Genomic DNA, 20,777 nt, shown 5'->3' on the forward strand with positions numbered 1-20,777 from the left:
TTCGTGCGGCCCGGGCGTAGGCTGAACCCCGATGACTGAATCAACCGCCACCCGGTCGATCCCGATCTCCGAACAGCACCGTTGGCGTGCGTACTGGGTGTGCGTGTCGGTCGCGGCCCTCACGATCATGGACCTCTCGAAGGTCAATGTCGGCCTGCCGGCCATCGAAGACGCGTTCAACGCGGGATCGACCGAGCTGCAGCTCATCGTCGCGGGCTACGTGCTCACGTTCGGTCTCACGCTCGTGCCCGCCGGCCGCATCGGCGACCAGCGGTCGCGCAAGACGCTCTTCATCGTCGGCCTCAGCCTCTTCACCCTCACGAGCCTCGTCGCCGCACTCGCGCCCAATGCGACCGTGCTGCTGATCGCGCGATTGCTGCAGGGCGTTGCGGCGGGCATCCAGATGCCGCAGGTGCTCGGCCTCATCCAGGAGCTCTTCCAGGGCAAGGAGCGCGGCAAGGCGTTCGGTCTCTTCGGGGCCACCATCGGGCTCGCGACCGCGTTCGGGCCCACGCTCGGCGGGCTCATGATCGCGATCGGCGGGCCCGAAGACGGCTGGCGCGGCATCTTCTGGATCAACGTGCCCCTCGCCCTCGTCGCCATCGCCCTCGCGATCTGGTTGCTGCCCCTGACGCGGCATCCGTCTGACAAGCCGCTCTCGCTCGACCCGGTCGGCCTCGTGCTCTTCGGCGTCAGCGTGTTCTCGCTCATGTGGCCGTTCCTGTTCACGACCGGGTCGCCCGACGACGACCCGCGCAGGTGGTGGGTGCTCGTCGTGTTCGTGCTCGCGTTCACCGCCTTCCTCGTGTGGGAGCGGCGGTACGCCGGCAGCGGCAAGCACCCGCTCGTGCCGCTCAACCTGTTCGGCATCTCGTCGTACCGCAACGGCACGGCGCTCTCGAGCGTGTACTTCGCGGCCCTGCCGCCGATGTTCCTGCTCACGACCCTCTACCTGCAGCACGGGCTCGGCCTCGCGGCGGTCTACGCCGGTATGGTCACCATCGGCTTCGCGCTCGTCAGCGCCGTGACGTCGTGGATCGGCGGCAACCTCGTCAACCGGCTCGGTCGACCGCTCGTGGTCTGGGGCCTCGTGCTGCTGCTCGTCGGCATCGGCCTGTCGGTCCTCGTCGCATTCGTCACCCCGCCCGAGATCACGCCGTGGGCGATGGCGGCCGCCATGATCTTCAGCGGCGCCGGCGGCGGGTTCGTGATCTCGCCGAACCAGACCCTCGCGCTCGCCGACGTGCCCGTGAAGCAGGGCGGCCTCGCCGGGTCGGTCGGCCAGCTCGGTCAGCGCATCGGCACCGCCATCGGCACCGCGATCACCCTGTCGCTGTTCTACTCGACCATCTATCGCGAGACGGGCACGACCACCGACCTCGCGGTCTACCGCGATGCCTACGCGGTGGGCATGCTCGCGGTCGCCGTGCTCGTGGCGATCGCCTTCGCGATCGGCGTGCTCGACCTGAGTGCGCGGGGGCGGCAGCGAACCGCGTTGGGCGCGTCAGCAGAAGATTGACGGGTCGATCGAGATCGAGTCGGCCCAGAGCTGAGACTCAGCGCATCGCCAGGATCCGCGCGCGCTCGTCCTTCGGCACGTGCTCGATCGACGCGCGGAGCGCGACCCGCGGCATCGTCGCGGCGTGCGCCTCGACGAACGCGATGAGTCGTTGCCGGTCGATGTCGCCGGCCGAGCGCAGCACCCAGCCGAGCGCCTTCTGCACGAACGGCTCGGGGTCGTCGGCGAGGGTCTCGGCGAGGCCGAAGGCGTCGTCGACCTCGCCCCGCTTCAGGAACGCGAAGGTCGCCAAGAGGGCCGTGCGGCGCTCGGGCCAGAAGCCGGATGCTGCGAGCCGTGCCAACGGCGTCCGGTCGCGGTCGATCAGGTGGCGCCCGACGACGTCGCGCGCAGCCAGGTCGACGAGGTCCCACTGGTCGATGCGGTCGTGGCGGCGCAGGTACAGCTCGTAGAGCTCGGTTCTGCGATCGTCGGTCGTGCGCCGGTGCGCCGCAGACTTGCCCATGATGCTGCACGCGAGCGCGCGCACCTCGTGCGTCGGCTGCTCGAGCAGGGCTTCGAGCTCGGTCGCAGGCAGCTCGAGTGCGGTCTTGGCGAGTTCGAACACGGCGCCCATGCGCACGCCGATGAACGGGGCGGTGGCGTCGGGCGGGAAGTACCTCGTGTACTTCTCGCGCTCCTCTGGCGTTGCCATCGCCTCGAGCGTGGCGACGAGCGTCGCAGCAGCGGTCATCCGTGCCCCCTTCGGCCATCGATCGGTCGCAGACGCCCCCAAGATACGCGCTCAGCGGGCGAGGCCGCGACGGTTCGACGGACTCAGGGCGGGGGCACGCTCAGGCCGCGAGGTTCGCAGCGGGGGTGAGCAGTGCGGCGAGTTCGGCAGCCGAGAGTTCTCGTCCGAAGGCCGGATGACCCGGTTGCAGCGCCTCGCCGTGCTCGAGCGCACCGCCGTCGACCGGGTCGAACCCGATCGCATCGATGAGCGCGGCCACCTCGGCGCGCGCGTCGGGGTCGTCGCCGACGACGGCCAGGGCGCGGCGCAGGCGCGAGCCGGCGGGCATGCTGTCGTCTTCCATCTCGTGGTAGCCGAGGTGATTGAGCGATTTCACGACTCGGGCGCGGGCATTGCGGGCGGCGTTCTGCTCGCTCGTCGAGCGGGGGTCCGCGTCGACCTCGGCGATGTTGCCGTCGACGGGCGGCCAGTAGTTCATGGCGTCGACCACGATGCGGTCGTCGAACCGGTGCCAGGGCACAGTGGGGGCCTTGCCGAACGGCACCGCCACGATGATGATCTGCGCGCGGTCGGTCAGTTCATCGGGCTGCACGACCCGGGCTCCGGGCGCGACGACGCCGACGAGCAGGTCGAGTGCGGTCTGCCGAGGCGAACCGGCGATGAGCACCTCATGACCGGATTCCACGAGCAGACGAGCGAGCGCGGTGCCCACCTTGCCCGCTCCGAAGATTCCGATCACCGGTCGATCCGTCACAGTTCCATGCTCCCACTTCGTGCGCAGACCTCGATATCGGATGCCCCGGCGCGCGGTCGATGCGTTGTCATGGGTTGGAACGTCGGGTGAGTTCAGGTCATTCCCCGGCGCGGCTCGAGGGAATAGTCTCGGCTCGTCGGGAGTTGGCCGCACATGGATGCGAACGCATCGAAGCCGTGGAAATGGGGACTGCAATGACCGAGCGCTACGAATTCGGACTCGACACCTTCGGCGACGTCACCGCCGGGGCCGACGGCGCTCCGCTGTCGCACGCGCAGACCCTGCGCAACGTGGTCGAAGAGGCGCAGCTGGCCGATCGGCTCGGGCTCGACTTCTTCGGCATCGGCGAGCATCACCGCCACGAGTTCGCGGTGTCGGCGCCCGAGGTCGTGCTCGCGGCCATCGCGAGCCGAACCGAGCGCATCCACCTCGGCTCGGCGGTGACGGTGCTGAGCTCCGACGATCCCGTGCGCGTGTTCCAGCGCTTCTCCACGCTCGACGCGATCTCGAACGGCCGCGCCGAGGTCATCCTCGGTCGTGGCTCGTTCATCGAGTCGTTCCCGCTGTTCGGGTTCGAGCTGAACCAGTACCAGGAGCTCTTCGAGGAGAAGCTCAACCTGTTCTCGGCGCTGCTGCCTCAGGAGCCGGTGACGTGGACCGGCGAACTGCGGGCGCCCCTGACCGATCAGCTCGTCTACCCGCCCATCGAGCACGGCCGACTGAAGACCTGGGTCGGCGTGGGCGGAAGCCCCGAGTCGGTCGTGCGCGCCGCGCACTACGGTCTGCCCCTCGTGCTCGCGATCATCGGTGGCAGCCCTGCCCGGTTCACCCCGCTGGCCGACCTGTACCGCAAGGCGCTCGAGCAGTTCGAGCAGCCGTCGCAGCCCATCGCGATCCACTCGCCCGGCTACATCGGCGAGTCCGATGAGCAGGCCCGTGACACCCTCTGGCCGTGCTACAAGGGCTACATCGACCGCATCGGCCGGGAGCGCGGATGGGCGCCGGCGACGCGCGAGCACTTCGAGGGCGAGGCCTCGGCCAACGGGTCGCTCTACGTCGGATCGCCCGAGTCGGTCGCGCAGAAGATCGCGGGCGCCATGCGCACGCTCGGCGCGACGCGCTTCGACATGAAGTACTCGAACGGCCCGCTGCCGCACGACGAGCTGATGCTGAGCATCGAGCGCTACGCGACCCAGGTCGTCCCTCGCGTTCGCGAACTGCTCGCGCTCGCCGACGCGGCGGACGCGGAGGTCGACGCCGCTGCCGCGGGCAGCTGACGCAGCTGACGCGGTTGACGCTGCTGCGACGGACAGCTGACGCCTCCGCGGCGAACCGTCAGGTCGCTGTGCCCGTCCGGCGCTTGCGCAGCACCGCCGCGCGGAACCATCCGACCTCGGGAAGCCGCGCGAGGAAGGTGCCCGCGAGAATCGTGATGAGCACGTAGGCCGTGGCGAGCGGCGCGAGCTCGGGGGCGACGCCCGCGCCGACGGCGAGGCCCGCGATGACGATCGAGAACTCGCCGCGGGGCACGAGCGAGAGGCCCGCGCGCCACTGGCCGAGCGTGCCGACCCCCGCACGCCGGGCAGCGTACGCACCCGTGATGAGCTTCGTGATGATCGTGACGATCGCGAGGGCGAGTGCCGGCAGCACCACCGAGACGAGAGCCGTCGAATCGGTCGTGAGGCCGAAGAACACGAAGAAGATCGCGGCGAACAGGTCGCGCAGCGGCGTGAGCACGGTGCTCGCGTTCTCGGCGACCCTGCCCGACAGCGCGATGCCCACGAGGAACGCACCGACCGCGGCTGACACGCCGACCTCGGCGGCGACGCCCGCGACGAGCATCGTGAGCCCGAGCACGCCGAGCAGCAGCGGCTCGTACTGGTCGGCGGGGAACAACCGCGACACGACGTGCCCGTGCCGAAGCGCGACATAGAGGATCAGCGCCACGACGCCCACCGCGACCGCGACCGCGATCGCGCCCTGCAGCAGGCTGACCCCGATCACGATCGCCGACAGCACCGGCAGGTAGAAGGCCATCGCGAGGTCTTCGATCACGAGCACCGCGAGGATCGCCGGCGTCTCGCGGTTCGAGAGCCGGCCGAGGTCGCGCAGCAGCTTGGCGATGACGCCCGACGACGAGACCCAGGTGACACCCGCGAGTGCGACCGCCGCGACCGGCCCCCACCCGAGCAGCAGTGCCATGGCCGCGCCCGGGAGCGCATTCAACAACGCGTCGAACAAGCCTGCCGTGCGCGCCGACTTCAGGCTGCCGAACAACTCTGCCGCGGTGTACTCGAGCCCCAGCAGTGCGAGCAGCAGGATGACGCCGATCTCGGCGCCCGCCTGGAAGAACTCGGCGCTCGCGTCGAGCTCGACGAGCCCGCCGTTGCCGAACGCGAGGCCGAGGACGAGGTAGAACGGGATCGGCGAGATGCCGAGCAGGAGCGCGAGGCGCCCGAGCAGGCTCATGGCGAGAAGCAGCGCGCCGACTTCGATGAGGAGCAGCGTGGTCTCGTGCATGCAGGCCGCCGCTCAGTCGGGGCCGTTGGCGAGCAGCCGGGCTACTCCATCGAGTCCTTCACGGGTTCCGACGACGACGACGACATCGCCCGCGCGCAGCGGTTCGGCCGGCGTGGGAGATGGGATGATGGCGCCGTCGCGCACGATCGCGACGATCGACGCGTGCGTGCGCGTGCGTGCCTTCGTGGCGCCGAGGGTGCGGTTCAGGTAGGGCGAGTCGGTCGGCAGCGCGATCTGCTCGGTGTACAGCCCCGCCGTCTCATCGCTGAGGCTCGTGAGCCGGCTGAGCATCACCGAGGCGCCGAGCACGTCGGCCAGCGCCGCTGCCTCGTCGTCGCTCAGCGGAATGCTGTAGCGACATGCGTCGGGGTCGTCGATGTCGAAGAGGCCGAGGTCGCGCTCGCCGTCGCGGTGCGAGACCACGCTGATTCGTCGACCGCCTTCGGTGACGAGGTCGTGCCTGATGCCGATGCCGGGCAGGTCGACCTTCTCGATATGAACACCCACGCACGTATCGTAACCCCGCGCGGGGGTGTCGTCGCCGGTCGGACTCAGCGATCGGCGCGGACTCTGGTGCGCATGCTGAGGACCGGCGTCCCCTGGTCGTCATCGAGCTCGAACGAGACCTGGGCACCGGCCATGTCGGCGAGGGACGCGACGTGGGTGCCTCCGCAGTCGATGCGCGCCACGCCTGGCGGGAGATCGGCGACCCAGCGGCGGCGGTCGGTGAGCAGGTCGCCGTCGCGTTCGACGTGCACGGATGCCCCGGCCGCGGCCCATCCCGCCATCGTCTGTGTGACCGTGTCGCCGAGTGCCGCGAGGTCGTCGGCGAGGCCGGCGACATCGAAGCCGGCCCGGCGCAGCGATTTGTTGAGCCGGTAACGGTCGACCGAGCCGTTCGGCTCGATGCGGCTCGAGGCGATGGCGATGCCGTCGAAGTCGGGATTGCCGAGCGGGTCCTCGCGCGCCGGCTTCGACCAGCGCCCTGCGAGCGTCTGATTGAGGGCGAGGGATGCCGCGTGGCACGCCGTGTGGCCGAGCGAGAGGGATCGGCGGGTGGCGGCATCCGCTCGAATGACGACCTCGTCGCCCTCGGCGATCGCGGCGCCATCGTCGACGAGGTGCGCGACGAGGAACGCCCAGCCCTCGGTGCCCTTGCGCACCGGGATGTCGGCGCCGAGTGCGAGCGTCTCGCCGTCGGTCGCGGCGACGACCGCGTCGCGCACGGCGAGCTCGGCGCCGCCCACGCTGATCGTGCCGGTGTCGGCGGGCTGGTCGGGCCAGGCCGCGTCGACCGGGTGGAAGCTCGTGACGTCGGTGATGATCGCGAGCCGCCCGTCGCCGGCAGGGGCGACGTGCACGACGCGCGCGGTCGCCTCGAGTTCGCCGGCGGGGTAGGTGACGCGGGTGTCTGCAGCGGGCAGGGTCACGCGGGACTCAGCTCTCGGAATGGCCGAGCAGCGTGGTCGGGATCGCGACCGCGAGCGCGACGCTCAGGATTCCCCCGAAGAACACGGCGGCCTGGAAGTCCGCCAGCTCGGGCGCGGTGCCCATGAGCCACATGCCGAAGACGAAGAATCCCATGGCGATGATGGTGGCGACGACGTTCACAACGACCTCCAGTATGCGCTGGCGGCCGATCGCCGCCCACGACAGTCTAGCCGCGGCGCGCACGTCGGCCCGGCGGCGTCGGGTCGGATCAGGCCTCGATCGGTCCGAGCCACGCGTTCGCGACGGTCGAGTGCGCCGACTCGTCGTCGGAGGGGTGGAAGATGCCCGCGAGCACGTCGCGGTAGAGGCGCCCGAGCTCGGACCCTGCGAAGTACGTCGAGCCGCCGCCGACGCGCACGGACTGGTCGACCACGTGCTTCGCGGTCTCGGTGGCGCGCACCTTCATGCTGCTGAGCTTCGCGTACCAGAGAGGTCCGTGGTCGACCTGCTCGTCGACGTCGCGGGCCAGTGCGACGAGCTGCGGCAGGAGCGCGTCCTGCGCGATCGCCGCGTCGGCGATGCGCCACCTGATGTCGGGGTCCTGCGAGAGCGGGCGGCCGTCGTGCTTCATCGAGGTGCGGCGCCGGGCGGCGGCGACGGCGAGCTCGAGCGCCCGCGCGCCGATGCCCGCATACACGCCCGCGATCAGCAGCTCGAAGCTCGCGAAGATGCCGAAGATGAACGGGTCGGCGTTCGGTCCCGGTTCGAGGCGGCGGACGATGCGATCGGATGCCGCATACGCGCCGTCGAGCACGGTGGTGCGGCTCTGCGTCGCCCGCATGCCCATCGTGTCCCAGTCGTCGAGGACCTTTACATCGGGGTCCTCGCGGTCGATGAAGCCGTAGACGATCTTCGGCGCGTCGGCGGATTCGGTGTCGAGTCCCATCGTGCCGAGCCGGGTCCACGCGGGCGAGAGCGACGTGAAGACCTTGCGGCCCGTGTAGCGGTAGCCGCCGTCTGGCTGCGGTTCGGCGGTCGAGCGGGAGCCGAACAGCATGAGGTCGTTGCCGGCCTCGCTGATGCCGAATCCGAACACCTCGCCGTCGCCGGCCTCGCGCATGAGGAACTCGAGCGAGTGGTCGCCGCGGTCGCGAAGCACTTTCGCGACACCCGTCCACACGAGGTGCATGTTCACCGCGAGCGCCGTGGCGGGTGCCGCACCGGCGAGTCGCATCTGCGCGCGCACGGCATCGGCGAGGGTCCATCCGAGGCCGCCGAAGTCCGCTGGCACGAGCGCTCGAAGGTACCCGGCGTCGGCGAGTTCGGCGAAGTCCTCGGCGAAGAATGCGTTGTCGCGGTCGTACCCGCTGGCGCGAGTGCGGATGCGTTCGAGCAGGTCGTCGTGCAGCAGGGTCTCAGGCGTCTCGCTCACGCCGCCAGACTACGCCCGGGGATCCTGCTGCGGCAGGGCCGGCGCCCGGCGCCTGCCGCGTGTCGCCAAGCCGACGACGAGCGCGGCGATCGCCGCGACGACGAGCAGCGCGACCAGCCAGGGAAGCATGACGCCGAACGCCACGCCGAGCCACGAGGCGAACGCGGTGAGCGCGGCCCAGCCGGCGAGCACGCCGCTCCAGAAGTCGTCGGGCCGCGGATCGGGAGCCGCCGCCGCGGTGACGAGTTCGACCGTGACCGTCGAGAAGTCGACCTGGTCGACGAGGTAGTCGCGCTGCTGCGTCAGGCTGTCGAGTTCGGCCTGCCGGGTCGTCAGCTCGGACTCGATGGCGATGAGGTCGGTGATGCTCGTCGCCGTCGAGAGCAGCTGCTGCAGGCGGTCGACCGACGCGGTGAGGGCTTCGATGCGGGCGTCGAGGTCTTGCCGCTGCTGCGTGACATCCGATGCGTTCATCGACACCGAGGTCACGGTGCCCAGTTCGCGCAGCCGCTCGACGACCCCGTCGAGTTCGTCGCCGGGGATGCGGAGCACGAGTTGCGCGCTCGGCTGCTGCGTCTCGGTGCCCGGGGTCTCGGTACGGCTCTCGACGCGGCCGCCCGCCCGTCCGGCGAGGTCGGCGACGTCTTCGGCAGAGGCGATCGGGTCGTCGACGGTGATCGAGATGGACCCCGTCGTGATGACGCTGCGGTCGGGCACGAGCGCTTCGGGCTGCCCGGCACCGCCCGAGGCCTCTTCGACGGCCTGATCCTGGGCCGCGCCGGGTGCGGGCGCCACCTCGGTGGTCGTTCCGACGCCCGGGGCGGTCGACCCACCGGAGCCCATCGAGCAGCCGGCGAGGAGCAGGGCGATGAGGGCCGCGGCCGCCGCCGCGGGTGCGCGTCGTCGCAGGTGCACGGGGTTCATGTGCTCAGGGTATTGCGACGCCGGAACCCGATGTCTGGGCACCGGCTGGGAGTCCCGTCACGATCGGATTGCGCTTTGCCGGGAGTCGGCGAACGGCCCCAACGTTCGGCTTCGGCCGTGCGTTCAGGGAGGTGGGGTGTCAGTCGAGATCGGGGTCGCGGCCCGTGCGCTCGCCGCTCTCGAGCGTCGCGATCGCGGCGAGGTCGTCGGCGCCCAGCTCGAAGTCGAAGACGTCGAGGTTCTCACGGATGCGGGCCGGCGACGACGCCTTGGGAATGACGATGTTGCCGAGTTGCACATGCCATCGCAGCACGATCTGCGCCGGCGAGCGCCCGTGCGCGGCGGCGAGCCGGTCGAGCACCGGGTCGCCCAGGATGCGACCGCGTGCGAGCGGTGACCACGCCTCCGTGCGGATGCCCCGTGCGGCGTCGAACTCACGGAGCGCCGCCTGCGGCAGCCACGGATGCAGCTCCACCTGGTTGACCACCGGCGTCACCCCGGTCTCGGCGACGATGCGCTCGATGTGGTGCGCGTGGAAGTTCGCGACGCCGATCGACCGCACCCGACCCTCGGCCTGCAGGCGCACGAGCGCGCGCCACGTGTCGACGTAGCGGTCGGTCGAGGGCACCGGCCAGTGGATCAGGTAGAGGTCGAGCGAGTCCAGCGAGAGTCGAGCCATCGTCTTGTCGAACGCGCGAAGCGTCTCGTCGTGGCCGTTGTCGTCCTTCCACACCTTGCTCGTGACGAACAACTCGTCGCGAGGCACGGGCGCCGAGCGAACCGCCTCGCCGACCTCGCGCTCGTTGCCGTAGAGCGCCGCCGTGTCGAGGTGGCGGTAGCCCGCGTCGATCGCCTCGAGGCACAGCCGAACCGTGTCGGCCGTCGGCACCTTGTACAGGCCGAAGCCGAGCTGCGGAACGGTCGTGCCGTCGGCGAGCGGCACGAGCGGGACGGGAGTGGTCGGGCGCGACATCCGTGGGGCCTTTCTCAACTGGGCTGCAGGGGCACCGGTTCGGTATCGGGGATGGGGCTCGCGTCGCGCCCGCGCAGGTCGGGATGCCACGGGCGCCCCACGACCGCGGCGAGCATGCCGAGCAGGGCGAGGCCGGCGGCCGCCCAGAATGCGCCCTGCGCGCTGTAGGCGTCGATGAGGAACCCGGCCACGGCCGACCCGAGCGCGGCGCCGATGAGCTGACCGGTGCCGACCCATCCGTAGGCCTCGGCGGTGTCGCTGAACTTCACGCTCGCCGACACGATCGCGAACAGCACGGCGAGTGCGGGTGCGATGCCGATGCCCGCGACGAACAGCGTGACCGACAGCCACCAGAAGTCCATGACGAACGCGGCGAGCGCCATGCCCGCGAAGACGATGAACAGGCGGCGCGCGGTCGACCACGGCCCGATCGGCACGTGCCCGAGGAACAGGCCGCCCGCGAGCGAGCCGACCGAGAAGATCGCGAGCACGATGCCCGCCTCGGCGCCGTCGTGGCCGAACACCGCGACGACGCCGGCTTCGAGCGCGGCGCACGCGCCGATCAGCAGGAAGCCCACGATCGTCGCCAGCATGACCGCAGGTCGACCGAGCACGACGCCGAATCGCCGCTTGGATCGGGGGATGCGTACGCGGCCGAGTTCGGGCGACGAGATGAACCAGATGCCGCCGCCGACCATCATCGCCGCGGCGAGGAGGATCGCCTGGAGCGTGCCGATCTGCGTCGCGACGAACGTGGTGACGACGGGCCCTACGACCCAGATGATCTCCTGCGCCGACGCGTCGAGCGAGAAGAGGGGGGTGAGCTGGCGGGAGTTGACCATCTTCGGATAGATCGTGCGCACCGCGGGCTGCACCGGCGGGGTCGCGAGTCCGGCGACCAGTCCGACCGCCATGTAGAGGGGCACGGTGAGCGGCAGCACGCCGATCGTGACCACCGCGGTCGCGCAGATCACGAGCGTGACGATCAGCACCGGTCGCATGCCGAGTCGGCCCATGAGCCGGCTCGTCAACGGGCCTGCGACCGCCTGGCCGATCGAGGTGGCGGCGAGCACGAGGCCGGCGGCGCCGTATGAGCCGGTCTGCTGCTCCACGTGCAGCAGGAAGGCGAGCGAGAGCATTCCCGACGGGAATCGCGCCGTGAGCTGGGCGGCGATGATACGTGCGACGCCCGAGGTCTTGAGGAGTTCGGAGTAGCTTCCCACGGTCTGCCTACTCTATCGAGCGGCACGGACGGGTGAACATTCGCCGCACGGGCGAATCGGGCGTCGTGCACGCGCCGCGACGGCGCGGCGTTGCGAGTAGGCTCGGGGTCGGCGACGCGGCCCGATCGAGGCCGCCACGCCGTCGACCGTCTCACCGCAACGACAGAGGTATTCCAATGCAATCCCGACGCCTGCTCCTTCCCGCTGCGTTCGCCGCCGCGGCCGCCCTCCTGTTCACCGGCTGTGTCGACAACACGAGCGGCGGCAGCCCCACCGCAGAGCCGACGGACTCGACCGAGGTCGGCATCGACGAGGAGGCGTCGGCGCTGCTGCCCGACGCCATCGCCGAGGCCGGCGTCCTCATCATGGGCACCGACGCCGCCTACCCCCCGAACGAGTTCAAGGATGCCGACGGCAACCCCATCGGCTGGGCGATCGAGCTCTCCGACGCCATGGCCGCGAGGCTCGGAGTCACCGCCGAGTACCAGATCGCGAGCTTCGACAACATCATCCCGGCAGTGACGGGCGGCAAGGCCGACCTCGGCAACTCGTCCTTCACCGACAACGCCGAGCGCCAGAAGCAGGTCGACTTCGTCAACTACTTCGAGGCGGGCATCCAGTGGGCACAGCCCGTCGGCGGCGACGTGAACCCCGACGACGCGTGCGGCCTGAAGGTCGCCGTGCAGTCGACCACCTTCGAGCACACCGATGAACTGCCCGGCAAGAACCAGGCCTGCCTCGATGCCGGAAAACCGGCCATCGAGATCCTGCCCTTCGACTCGCAGGACGCCGCGGCCAACGCGGTCGTGCTCGGCCAGGCCGACGCGATGAGCGCCGACTCGCCCGTCACCCTCTACGCGATCGAACAGACCGACGGCAAGCTCGAGCCCGCCGGCGAGACGTTCGACTCGGCGCCGTACGGCATGCCGGTGGCGAAGGGATCCGAGCTTGCGGCGGCCCTCCAGGCGGCCCTGCAGTCCCTCGTCGATGACGGCACGTACACCGAGATCCTCACCGCGTGGGGCGTGCAGTCGGGTGGCATCGACGAGATCACGATCAACGCGGGCTCGTAGGTCGATCGTGACCGACACCACACGCCCGGCGGCGGGCACGACTCCGCCGCCCGGCGGGTCGCCCGAACGCTCACCGGCGAAGGTCGTCAAGCTGCGCCACCCATGGCGAACGGTCTTCGCGGTCGTCCTGCTGGTGCTCCTCGCCCTGTTCGTCATCGATGCGGCGCAGCGAACCGCCTACGACTGGCCCGCGGTCGGCAAGTACATCTTCGACCGGCGAATCTCCGAGGCAGCGGTCTTCACACTGCTGCTCACCGTGATCTCGATGGTCATCGCGATCATCCTCGGTGTCGTGCTGGCCGTCATGCGGCAGTCGCAGAACCCGGTCGTGAAGTCGGTCGCGTGGGTCTACCTCTGGATATTCCGCGGCACCCCGGTGTACGTGCAGCTGGTGTTCTGGGGCCTCATCGCGATCATCTACCAGTCGATCGATCTCGGCGTGCCGTTCATGGAGCCGTGGGTCTCGATTCCGACGACCGCGGCGCTGAACGCGTTCTGGATCGCGGTGATCGGCCTCTCGCTCAATGAGGCGGCGTACATGGCCGAGATCGTGCGTGCAGGCCTGCTGTCGGTCGACCACGGGCAGCACGAGGCCGCCACGGCGCTCGGCATGAGCTGGTCGAAGACGATGCGCCGCGTCGTCCTGCCGCAGGCGATGCGCGTCATCATCCCGCCGACGGGCAACGAGGTCATCTCGATGTTGAAGACGACGTCACTCGTCTCGGCGGTGCCGTTCACGCTCGAGCTCTACGCGCGGTCGCGTGACATCTCGGTCGAGATCTTCAACCCCATCCCGCTGCTCATCGTCGCGTCGCTCTGGTACCTCGCGGTCACCTCGGTGCTCATGGTCGGGCAGTACTTCCTCGAGAAGCGCTATGCCCGCGGCATCGGGGCCAGACCCGACACCGTGGCCGGCACGGTGCCCACCGCGGCGGTCCCGGCCGTCGATGTCGACCTCGACACCGAGGCCGATCCCGGTTCCATGCGACACGGAGGTGACGCACGATGAGCGACCAGATGACGTCTGCCGAGCAGGCGCCGACCGGCGCCGACGCGACCCCCATGGTGCTCGCCGAGTCGGTGTCGAAGAGCTTCGGCTCGAACGAGGTGTTGAAGGACATCTCGCTCGAGGTCAGGCGCGGCGAGGTGCTCTGCCTCGTCGGGCCTTCGGGCTCGGGCAAGTCGACGTTCCTGCGGTGCATCAACCACCTCGAGCGGGTCTCGTCGGGCCGTCTGTCGGTCGACGGGCAGCTCGTCGGCTACCGCGACGGCGGCGACAAGATCTATGAGATGCACCCGAAGGATGCCGCGAAGCAGCGCCGTGACATCGGCATGGTGTTCCAGCGGTTCAACCTGTTCCCGCACATGACCGCGCTCGGAAACGTCATGGAGGCGCCCATGCAGGTCAAGGGGGTGTCGAAGGCGCAGGCGAAGGCCCGCGCCCACGAGCTCCTCGCCAGGGTGGGGCTCGCCGAGCGCGCCGACTACTACCCGGCGCACCTCTCCGGAGGCCAGCAGCAGCGCGTCGCGATCGCCCGGGCGCTCGCGATGGATCCGAAGCTCATGCTCTTCGACGAGCCGACCTCGGCACTCGACCCCGAGCTCGTCGGCGAGGTGCTCGACGTCATGAAGAACCTCGCGGCCTCGGGCATGACGATGATCGTCGTCACGCACGAGATGGGCTTCGCCCGCGAGGTCGCCGACACGCTCGTGTTCATGGACGGCGGCGTCGTTGTCGAGACCGGCGACCCACGCGAGGTGCTCGCGAACCCGCAGCGCGAGCGCACCAAGGCGTTCCTCTCGAAGGTGCTCTGAGTCCGTCGGTCGAGTCCGCGAGCAGCGCGTATCGAGACCCGGCACGATGGGCCTCGATACGCGCTTTCGCGCTACTCGACCGCAGCCGCGAGCGCCTTCGCGATGCGCTGCGGTGAGACCGTCTCGGCCGTGCGCAACTCCTGCGCGAACAGGCCGACGCGCAGTTCCTCGAGCATCCATCGCACGCGGACCAGTCGCTCGGGTGCCTCGCCATCGATCGGGATCCGCCCGCCGGCCGCCTCGAACGCACCGATCGAACCCTCGAGCTGGTTCATCGACTGCCGATCGCGACCGGGATTCTCGACGAGCTTGCGCACCCGCACGGTGATGCCCTCGAGGTAGCGCGGCAGGTGGCGCAGCCTGTCGAGTCCCGTCGCCGCGACGAACCCCGTTGGAACGAGCCCGTCGAGTTGGGCACGAGCATCGCCGAGCGCCGCCATGAGGTGCATGCTCGACGCCTTCGAGATCGCCCGGTCGGCCTCGCGCGACGCCTTCACGATACGGGCGACGAGCGAGACGGTCTCGAACATGCGTTCCATGACGGTCGCGGCGATCGCGTCGCGCACGGTCTCGAACTCGGCGCGCGTCCGCAGCATCCCGTCGGGGTGACGGGTGCGCAACTCTGCGTCGACACACGCGGCGAGGCAATCGTCGAGCAGTGCGCGCGTGCCCGCGTAGTTGCTCGCCGCGAGCTGGAGCTTCTCGTCGTTCGAGAGGTGCTCCTGCACGTAGCCGACCGGCGAGGGAGTCGCGAGCACGAGCAGGCGACGGATGCCCCGCCGCGAGGCTCGATCGCGCTCTTCGGCGGTGGCGACGAGGCGCAGGGCCACCGACGACCCCTCATCGACGAGGGCGGGGTACGCGCGGATGATGTTCCCGGCCTGACGCGTGTCGAGGTGCGCGGGAAGCTCGTCCCACTCCCAGGCCGTGATGCCCGCGCGCTCGGCGAGCGCGGGATCCGCGGGTTGGGGAGCCTGCGAAGCAGGCGTCTCGAATCCGGGCTTCTCGCGCGCCGGGTTGCGAGACCGAGCCTGCGCCTGCTCCGCTGCCGGCGATCCGGAGGCGAACGTCGAGGCGACCGCGGTGGCGGCCTTCTCGGCCAGACGGGCCTGCAGCTCGCCGAGATCCTTCGACGAGCCGAGCGTTCGACCTCGCTCGTCGACCGCTCGGAACGTCACCCGCAGGTGGGGCGGCACGCGCTCGACGTCGAAGTCGCTCGGGTCGACGGGCGCGAAGGTGAGGCGACGGATCGTCTGCCCGAGGGTCGCCGCGAACGACTCGCGCTCGGCACCGCGCTCGGGGCCGTCGGTCAGCTCGGCCGAGATCTTCGCGGCCCATTCGGCTGCGGGCACGACCTGCCGGCGCAGCACCTTCGGCAGGGTGCGCAGCATCGCGGTGATGAGTTCGTCGCGAAGGCCGGGCACCTGCCAATCGAATCCGCCCGGAGCGAGCCGGGGAAGCAGCACCAACGGCACCTGCACGGTCACGCCGTCGTCGTCGGCGCCCGGCTCGAACCGGTAGCGAAGCGACACGGTCTGGTCGCCCTGGCGCCAGCGGTCGGGGAATCCGTCGTCCTTCACCGTCTCGTCGTCGCCGACGAGGTCGGCTGCGCGCATCGACAGGAGTTCAGGGGTCGTGCGGTGCGCGCCACGCCACCAGCGTTCGAAGGAGCGAGTGTCCGAGACATCCGCCGGCACTCGTGGCTCGTAGAACGCGACGACCGCTTCGTCACCCGCGAGGATGTCGCGCCGGCGGGTGCGCTCCTCGACCTCGCCGAGTTCGCGCCGCAGCGCCCGGTTGGCGCGCACGAACGCGAACAGGCGCTTGTCGAGCCGGGTCGTGTCCCAGTCCTCGTCGACGAGGGCGTGCCGGATGAAGAGCTCGCGCGCGAGCGCCGGGTCGACCCGTGCCAGCTGGATGCGCCGCTTGGCGACGATCGGCACGCCGAACAGCGTGACCTTCTCGTCGGCGACCGCCGAACCCTGCCGGCGTTCCCAGCGGGGTTCGCTGTAGCTGCGTCTGGCGAGCGGGCCCGCGAGCTGCTCGGCCCAGGCGGGGTCGATCGCGGCGTTCGTGCGGGCGAAGAGCCGGCTGGTCTCGACGAGTTCGGCGCTCATCAGCGCCGACGGCGGCTTCTTCGCGAGCGCCGAGCCCGGGAACACGACGAACCGCGCGTTGCGGGCGCCGACGAACTCGGCCTGCGGCCTGCGGCCTTTGCGCTCGCCCTCGCGGGCGGCGCCTGCGCCGCCTCGGCCGCTCGAGGTCTTGGCGTCGTCGCGGAGTCCGATCTGCGAGAGCAGTCCGGCGAGCAGGGCACGGTGGATTCCGTCGGGACTCGGCTCGCCCGCCTGCTGGGCCACGTGCAAGCCCAGCGGCTTCGCGAGTCGCACGAGCTGGCGGTAGAGGTCCTGCCACTCGCGCACGCGCAGGTAGTTCAGGTACTCGGCGCGGCACATGCGGCGGAACGCGCTGCCCGAGAGCTCGCGCTGCTGGGCCTCGAGGTGGTTCCAGAGGTTCAGCAGCGACAGGAAGTCGCTCGTCGGGTCGACGAAGCGGGCGTGGAACCCGTCGGCCTGCTCGCGCTTCTCGAGCGGCCGCTCGCGCGGGTCCTGGATGGTGAGTCCGGCCACGATCGCGAGTACCTCGCGTGAGACGCCCTGCGCCTTCGACTCGAGCACCATGCGGGCGAACCTGGGCTCGATCGGCAGTCGCGACAGCTGGCGGCCGACGCGGGTGAGCTGCGGGCCGTCACCACGGGCGCCGTCGTCGAGCGCGCCGAGCTCGCGAAGCAGTTCGAGCCCATCGCGGATGCCGCGGGCATCGGGCGGCGTCAGGAACGGGAACTCCTCGATCGCCCCGAGCCCGAGCGATGCCATCTGCAGGATGACGGCCGCGAGGTTCGTGCGCAGGATCTCGGGGTCGGTGAACTCGGCTCGGCGCTCGAAGTCGTCCTCGGCATACAGGCGGATGGCGATGCCGTCGCTCGTGCGCCCCGAGCGCCCCGATCGCTGGTTCGCCGAGGCCTGCGAGATCGGCTCGATCGGCAGCCGCTGCACCTTCGACCGCACCGAGTACCGGCTGATGCGCGCGGTGCCCGCGTCGACGACGTAGCGGATGCCCGGAACCGTGAGGCTCGTCTCGGCGACGTTCGTCGCGAGCACCACCCGGCGCTTCAGCCCCGCGACCTTCGACGGCTCGAACACCTTGTGCTGGTCGGCCGACGAGAGCCGACCGTAGAGCGGCAGCACCTCGGTGGCGCCGGCCCCGCCACGGCGGGTCGCGTGCGCCCGCACCGCAGCCTCGGCGTCGCGGATCTCGCTCTCGCCCGAGAGGAATACGAGCACGTCACCGGATGACTCGCGCTCGAGTTCGTCGAGGGCGTCGAGGATGCCCTGCTGCACGTCCTTGTCGTCGGCCGCCGCGCCCTCGTCGTCGGATTGCTCCGTGGGTTGCGGAGCGCCCGGCGGAGCCGGACGCGTCTCGAAACCCGCGACCAGCGGCCGGTAGCGGACCTCGACCGGATACGTGCGCCCCGACACCCCGATCACGGGCGCCGGCCGCCCCGACGCATCCGCGAAGTGCTTCGCGAAGCTCTCGGGGTCGATCGTCGCGCTCGTGACGATGACCTTGAGTTCCGGACGCCGGGGGAGGAGGCGCTTCAGGTAGCCGAGCAGGAAGTCGACGTTGAGGCTGCGCTCGTGCGCCTCGTCGATGATGATCGTGTCGTACCGGCGCAGCTCGCGGTCGCGGTGGATCTCGTTGAGCAGGATGCCGTCGGTCATCACCTTGATGCGCGTGTCGTCGCTGACGCGGTCGGTGAATCGCACCTGGTAGCCGACGAGTCCGCCGAGCTCGACCCCGAGCTCCTCCGAGATGCGCTCGGCGATCGTGCGGGCGGCGATACGGCGCGGCTGGGTGTGCGCGATCGACTCGCGACCGAGCTCGAGGCAGATCTTCGGAAGCTGCGTGGTCTTGCCCGAGCCGGTCGCGCCGGCGACGATCACGACCTGGTGGTCGCGCAGGGCGCGCGCGATCTCCTCTCGCTGCGCCGAGACGGGCAGCTCTGGGGGATAGGTGATCGCGGGAAGCACAGCCCTTCATCGTAAGCGCTGGCGGGGGGTGCCGTGCGCCGACCTGTGCTAGACAGGCGATCATGTCGACGGATGCCGCAGCCCGGGCCCGCTCGCAGGCGTCGGCGACGGATCCTCGTCTGCCGGGCCTCATCGGACTCCCGATCCTGCGCGTGGCGCTCGTCGGCATGGCGGCCGTCGCGACGTGGCTGGTGCTGCTCGCGGCGGGGGACGACTCGTCGTTCCCTCCGATGATGCTCTACGCGGCGGCATCGATGCTCGTGGTGAACCTCATCTCACTTGCGCTCGTCCGGCGCGCGCTGCACGCCGGGGGCCAGCGGGCCCGCGACCTCATCGACTTCTCGCGGCGTCGTCTCGGCACCGACCTGCTCTGGGGTCTCCTCTGGCTCGCCGTGCTCTGGATCCCGTTCGCCCTCGCCGTCGTCGGCGTGGGATTCGCGATGTTCGGTGCCGACCTCTTCACGCGGTTCGAGACGCTCTTCTACGACCCGACGTACGCGCCGACGTTCGATCGCCCGCTGCTGACGCTGCTCGCAATCGCCACCGTGGTCACGTTCGCCCCGCTGAACGCGCCGACCGAGGAGCTCCTCTATCGCGGCTACTCGCAGGGCGGGCTCTTCGCGCGCGGGTGGCCTGCAGTGTGGGCCATCCTCGTGCCCGCCGTGATCTTCGCGTCGCAGCACGTGTTCTACGCCGCAACGCCCGCGGCGGTGCCGATCTACCTCGTCGCGTTCCTCGTCTGGGGCATCGGCTCGGGCCTCATCGTGCGGTGGCAGGGCCGGCTCATTGCCGATCATCGTCGCGCACCTCCTGGTCAACCTCATGACGAGTGCACCCGCCCTGCTGATCGCCTTCCTGCCCGATGAGGCGTTCACCGGCTGACGCGCTGGCATTCGCGTGAAGCGAACCACCCTGTCGGATGTCACTCCTCGCGTGGTGGGATGAATCTCATGACCTCCGTTCCCCGCATCCAACTCAACGACGGCAACTCCATCCCCCAGCTCGGCTTCGGCGTGTTCAAGGTCGACCTGAACGAGACCGAGCGCATCGTCACCGACGCGCTCGACGTCGGCTACCGGCACTTCGACACGGCCCGCATCTACGGCAACGAGCAGGGGGTCGGACGCGCCATCGCGAACGCCGGCGTCCCCCGTGAAGAGCTCTTCGTCACGACCAAGATCTGGAACGACGACCACGGCACGCAGTCGGCGTTCGACGCGTTCGATGCGAGCCTCGAGCGACTCGGGCTCGACTACGTCGACCTCTACCTGATCCACTGGCCGACGCCCGCCCAGGATCGATACGTCGAGACCTGGCGTGCGCTCGAGGCGATCCGCGAGTCGGGCCGTGCTCGCTCGATCGGCGTGTCGAACTTCCTCGTGCCCCACCTCGAGCGGCTGCTCGACGAGACGGCCGTCGTGCCGGCGATCGACCAGATCGAGCTGCACCCCGCGCACCAGCAGCCGGCCACCGCCGCCTTCGCGGCAGAGCACGGCATCGCCGTCGAGGCGTGGGGACCGCTCGGGCAGGGCAAGTATCCGCTGCTCGAGCTGCCCGAGATCGTCGGCCCGGCCGAGGCGCACGGCACGTCGCCGGCGCAGGTCGTCCTTCGCTGGCACCTGCAGCGTGGCTACATCGTGTTCCCCAAGACGACGAGTCGTGCTCGCATGCAGCAGAACTTCGACGTGTTCGACTTCGAACTCGGCGACGACGAGATGCAGGCGATCACCGAGCTCGAGCGCGAACGTCGCGGCGGGTCGCACCCCGATGCGGTGAACTGAGCCATCAGCATCCGCCTGGCGCACCGATGATCGCTGCGAATTCCGGCGCGATCAGGCTTGGGATGTCCCGGGCGCGGCACTGCAGCATCTGCGACACGCCCGGGATGCACGGCGGATTTGGCGCTCTCGCGCTGTTCCACGTAGATTTTCTCTTGTCGCCACGGCGGTGCGGAGGGCCGAGAGCCAGCCGGCCGCGAAGACGAAGATCTTAGCCAAATAGCCTCGAAGTCGCATTGCGACTCGGTGATTTCAAGCCTAAGATAGAACCTCCACTAAGTACGGGCCATGACCTCTGTGTCGTGGCTTGGTCGTGAGATGCGACCGGCGGACTTCGGATCACATCCGATTGCCCGCGTCAAGTGGTACGGTAGATAGGTTGCCCTGAGGGCAGGCCGCGAGGCTGAAACTTGGGTGCGTCCGTTCCTTGAGAACTCAACAGCGTGCACTATGTTCAATGCCAATTTTTTGAACCCCGACCAGCCTTTGGGTTGGTGGGTTTCCTTTGATT

Annotated in this window: 18 protein-coding genes; 7 read left to right on the forward strand and 11 right to left on the reverse strand. The window is 69.9% G+C overall.

The window, feature by feature from the left end; translation table 11 throughout:
* The first annotated feature begins 31 nt into the window (after positions 1-31).
* A complete protein-coding gene (locus tag LSF15_RS17370; protein ID WP_232499822.1) occupies positions 32-1,519 on the forward strand; it encodes an MFS transporter in 1,488 nt (495 codons plus the stop codon).
* Between the two features lie 37 nt (positions 1,520-1,556).
* On the opposite strand, the gene LSF15_RS17375 is transcribed toward LSF15_RS17370, so the two are convergent.
* Positions 1,557-2,252, reverse strand: coding sequence for a DNA alkylation repair protein (locus tag LSF15_RS17375; protein ID WP_232499823.1), 696 nt, complete (start codon positions 2,250-2,252; stop codon positions 1,557-1,559).
* Between the two features lie 100 nt (positions 2,253-2,352).
* Positions 2,353-2,991, reverse strand: coding sequence for an NADPH-dependent F420 reductase (locus LSF15_RS17380; protein ID WP_232499824.1), 639 nt, complete (start codon positions 2,989-2,991; stop codon positions 2,353-2,355).
* A 209-nt stretch (positions 2,992-3,200) separates the two neighbouring features.
* Here LSF15_RS17380 and LSF15_RS17385 point away from each other — a divergent pair, with 209 nt between their 5' ends.
* Positions 3,201-4,283 (forward strand): LLM class flavin-dependent oxidoreductase, encoded by a 1,083-nt coding sequence (locus LSF15_RS17385; RefSeq protein WP_232499825.1) that lies wholly within the window; start codon positions 3,201-3,203, stop codon positions 4,281-4,283.
* 58 nt (positions 4,284-4,341) lie between these two features.
* Here LSF15_RS17385 and LSF15_RS17390 read toward each other — a convergent pair whose 3' ends face one another.
* From LSF15_RS17390 to LSF15_RS17425, 8 genes are all read right to left on the reverse strand, one after another.
* On the reverse strand, positions 4,342-5,526 hold the full coding sequence (locus LSF15_RS17390) for a cation:proton antiporter (RefSeq protein ID WP_232499826.1): 1,185 nt from the start codon (positions 5,524-5,526) through the stop codon (positions 4,342-4,344).
* Between the two features lie 12 nt (positions 5,527-5,538).
* Entirely contained in the window at positions 5,539-6,033 is a 495-nt protein-coding gene (locus LSF15_RS17395) for a cation:proton antiporter regulatory subunit (RefSeq protein ID WP_232499827.1), read from the reverse strand.
* Positions 6,034-6,077: 44 nt separating this feature from the next.
* Positions 6,078-6,956, reverse strand: a complete 879-nt coding sequence (locus LSF15_RS17400; RefSeq protein ID WP_232499828.1) for an alanyl-tRNA editing protein — start codon at positions 6,954-6,956, stop codon at positions 6,078-6,080.
* Positions 6,957-6,963: 7 nt separating this feature from the next.
* The gene (locus tag LSF15_RS17405; protein WP_232499829.1) at positions 6,964-7,137 is read right to left on the reverse strand and encodes a hypothetical protein; all 174 of its coding nucleotides are present in this window, start codon (positions 7,135-7,137) and stop codon (positions 6,964-6,966) included.
* Positions 7,138-7,225: 88 nt separating this feature from the next.
* Positions 7,226-8,389: an acyl-CoA dehydrogenase family protein gene (locus tag LSF15_RS17410; RefSeq protein ID WP_232499830.1), complete on the reverse strand. Its 1,164-nt coding sequence runs from the start codon at positions 8,387-8,389 to the stop codon at positions 7,226-7,228.
* A gap of 9 nt (positions 8,390-8,398) precedes the next feature.
* Positions 8,399-9,313, reverse strand: a complete 915-nt coding sequence (locus tag LSF15_RS17415) for a DUF4349 domain-containing protein (RefSeq protein ID WP_232499831.1) — start codon at positions 9,311-9,313, stop codon at positions 8,399-8,401.
* 139 nt (positions 9,314-9,452) lie between these two features.
* The gene (locus LSF15_RS17420) at positions 9,453-10,286 is read right to left on the reverse strand and encodes an aldo/keto reductase (protein WP_232499832.1); all 834 of its coding nucleotides are present in this window, start codon (positions 10,284-10,286) and stop codon (positions 9,453-9,455) included.
* Positions 10,287-10,300: 14 nt separating this feature from the next.
* Positions 10,301-11,509: an MFS transporter gene (locus LSF15_RS17425; RefSeq protein WP_232499833.1), complete on the reverse strand. Its 1,209-nt coding sequence runs from the start codon at positions 11,507-11,509 to the stop codon at positions 10,301-10,303.
* A gap of 176 nt (positions 11,510-11,685) precedes the next feature.
* Here LSF15_RS17425 and LSF15_RS17430 point away from each other — a divergent pair, with 176 nt between their 5' ends.
* The 3 genes from LSF15_RS17430 to LSF15_RS17440 are packed head-to-tail and all read left to right on the forward strand — an operon-like array spanning position 11,686 to position 14,397.
* Positions 11,686-12,582 (forward strand): ABC transporter substrate-binding protein, encoded by an 897-nt coding sequence (locus LSF15_RS17430; protein WP_232499834.1) that lies wholly within the window; start codon positions 11,686-11,688, stop codon positions 12,580-12,582.
* Between the two features lie 7 nt (positions 12,583-12,589).
* On the forward strand, positions 12,590-13,591 hold the full coding sequence (locus tag LSF15_RS17435; protein ID WP_232499835.1) for an amino acid ABC transporter permease: 1,002 nt from the start codon (positions 12,590-12,592) through the stop codon (positions 13,589-13,591).
* A complete protein-coding gene (locus tag LSF15_RS17440; RefSeq protein WP_269756588.1) occupies positions 13,588-14,397 on the forward strand; it encodes an amino acid ABC transporter ATP-binding protein in 810 nt (269 codons plus the stop codon). The genes LSF15_RS17435 and LSF15_RS17440 overlap by 4 nt, the downstream gene beginning before the upstream one ends.
* A 71-nt stretch (positions 14,398-14,468) precedes the next feature.
* On the opposite strand, the gene hrpA is transcribed toward LSF15_RS17440, so the two are convergent.
* Entirely contained in the window at positions 14,469-18,488 is a 4,020-nt protein-coding gene (gene hrpA, locus LSF15_RS17445; protein ID WP_232499836.1) for an ATP-dependent RNA helicase HrpA, read from the reverse strand.
* Positions 18,489-18,550: 62 nt separating this feature from the next.
* Between hrpA and LSF15_RS17450 the strand changes: the two genes are divergently transcribed.
* Together LSF15_RS17450 and LSF15_RS17455 are read left to right on the forward strand one after the other, a co-directional pair.
* Complete coding sequence (locus LSF15_RS17450) at positions 18,551-19,354, forward strand: type II CAAX endopeptidase family protein (protein ID WP_232499837.1); 804 nt, start codon at positions 18,551-18,553, stop codon at positions 19,352-19,354.
* Positions 19,355-19,438: 84 nt separating this feature from the next.
* Complete coding sequence (locus tag LSF15_RS17455) at positions 19,439-20,269, forward strand: aldo/keto reductase (RefSeq protein WP_232499838.1); 831 nt, start codon at positions 19,439-19,441, stop codon at positions 20,267-20,269.
* Positions 20,270-20,777: the final 508 nt, after the last annotated feature.

This window comes from Agromyces humatus (assembly GCF_021228295.1).
Taxonomy (GTDB): domain Bacteria; phylum Actinomycetota; class Actinomycetes; order Actinomycetales; family Microbacteriaceae; genus Agromyces; species Agromyces humatus.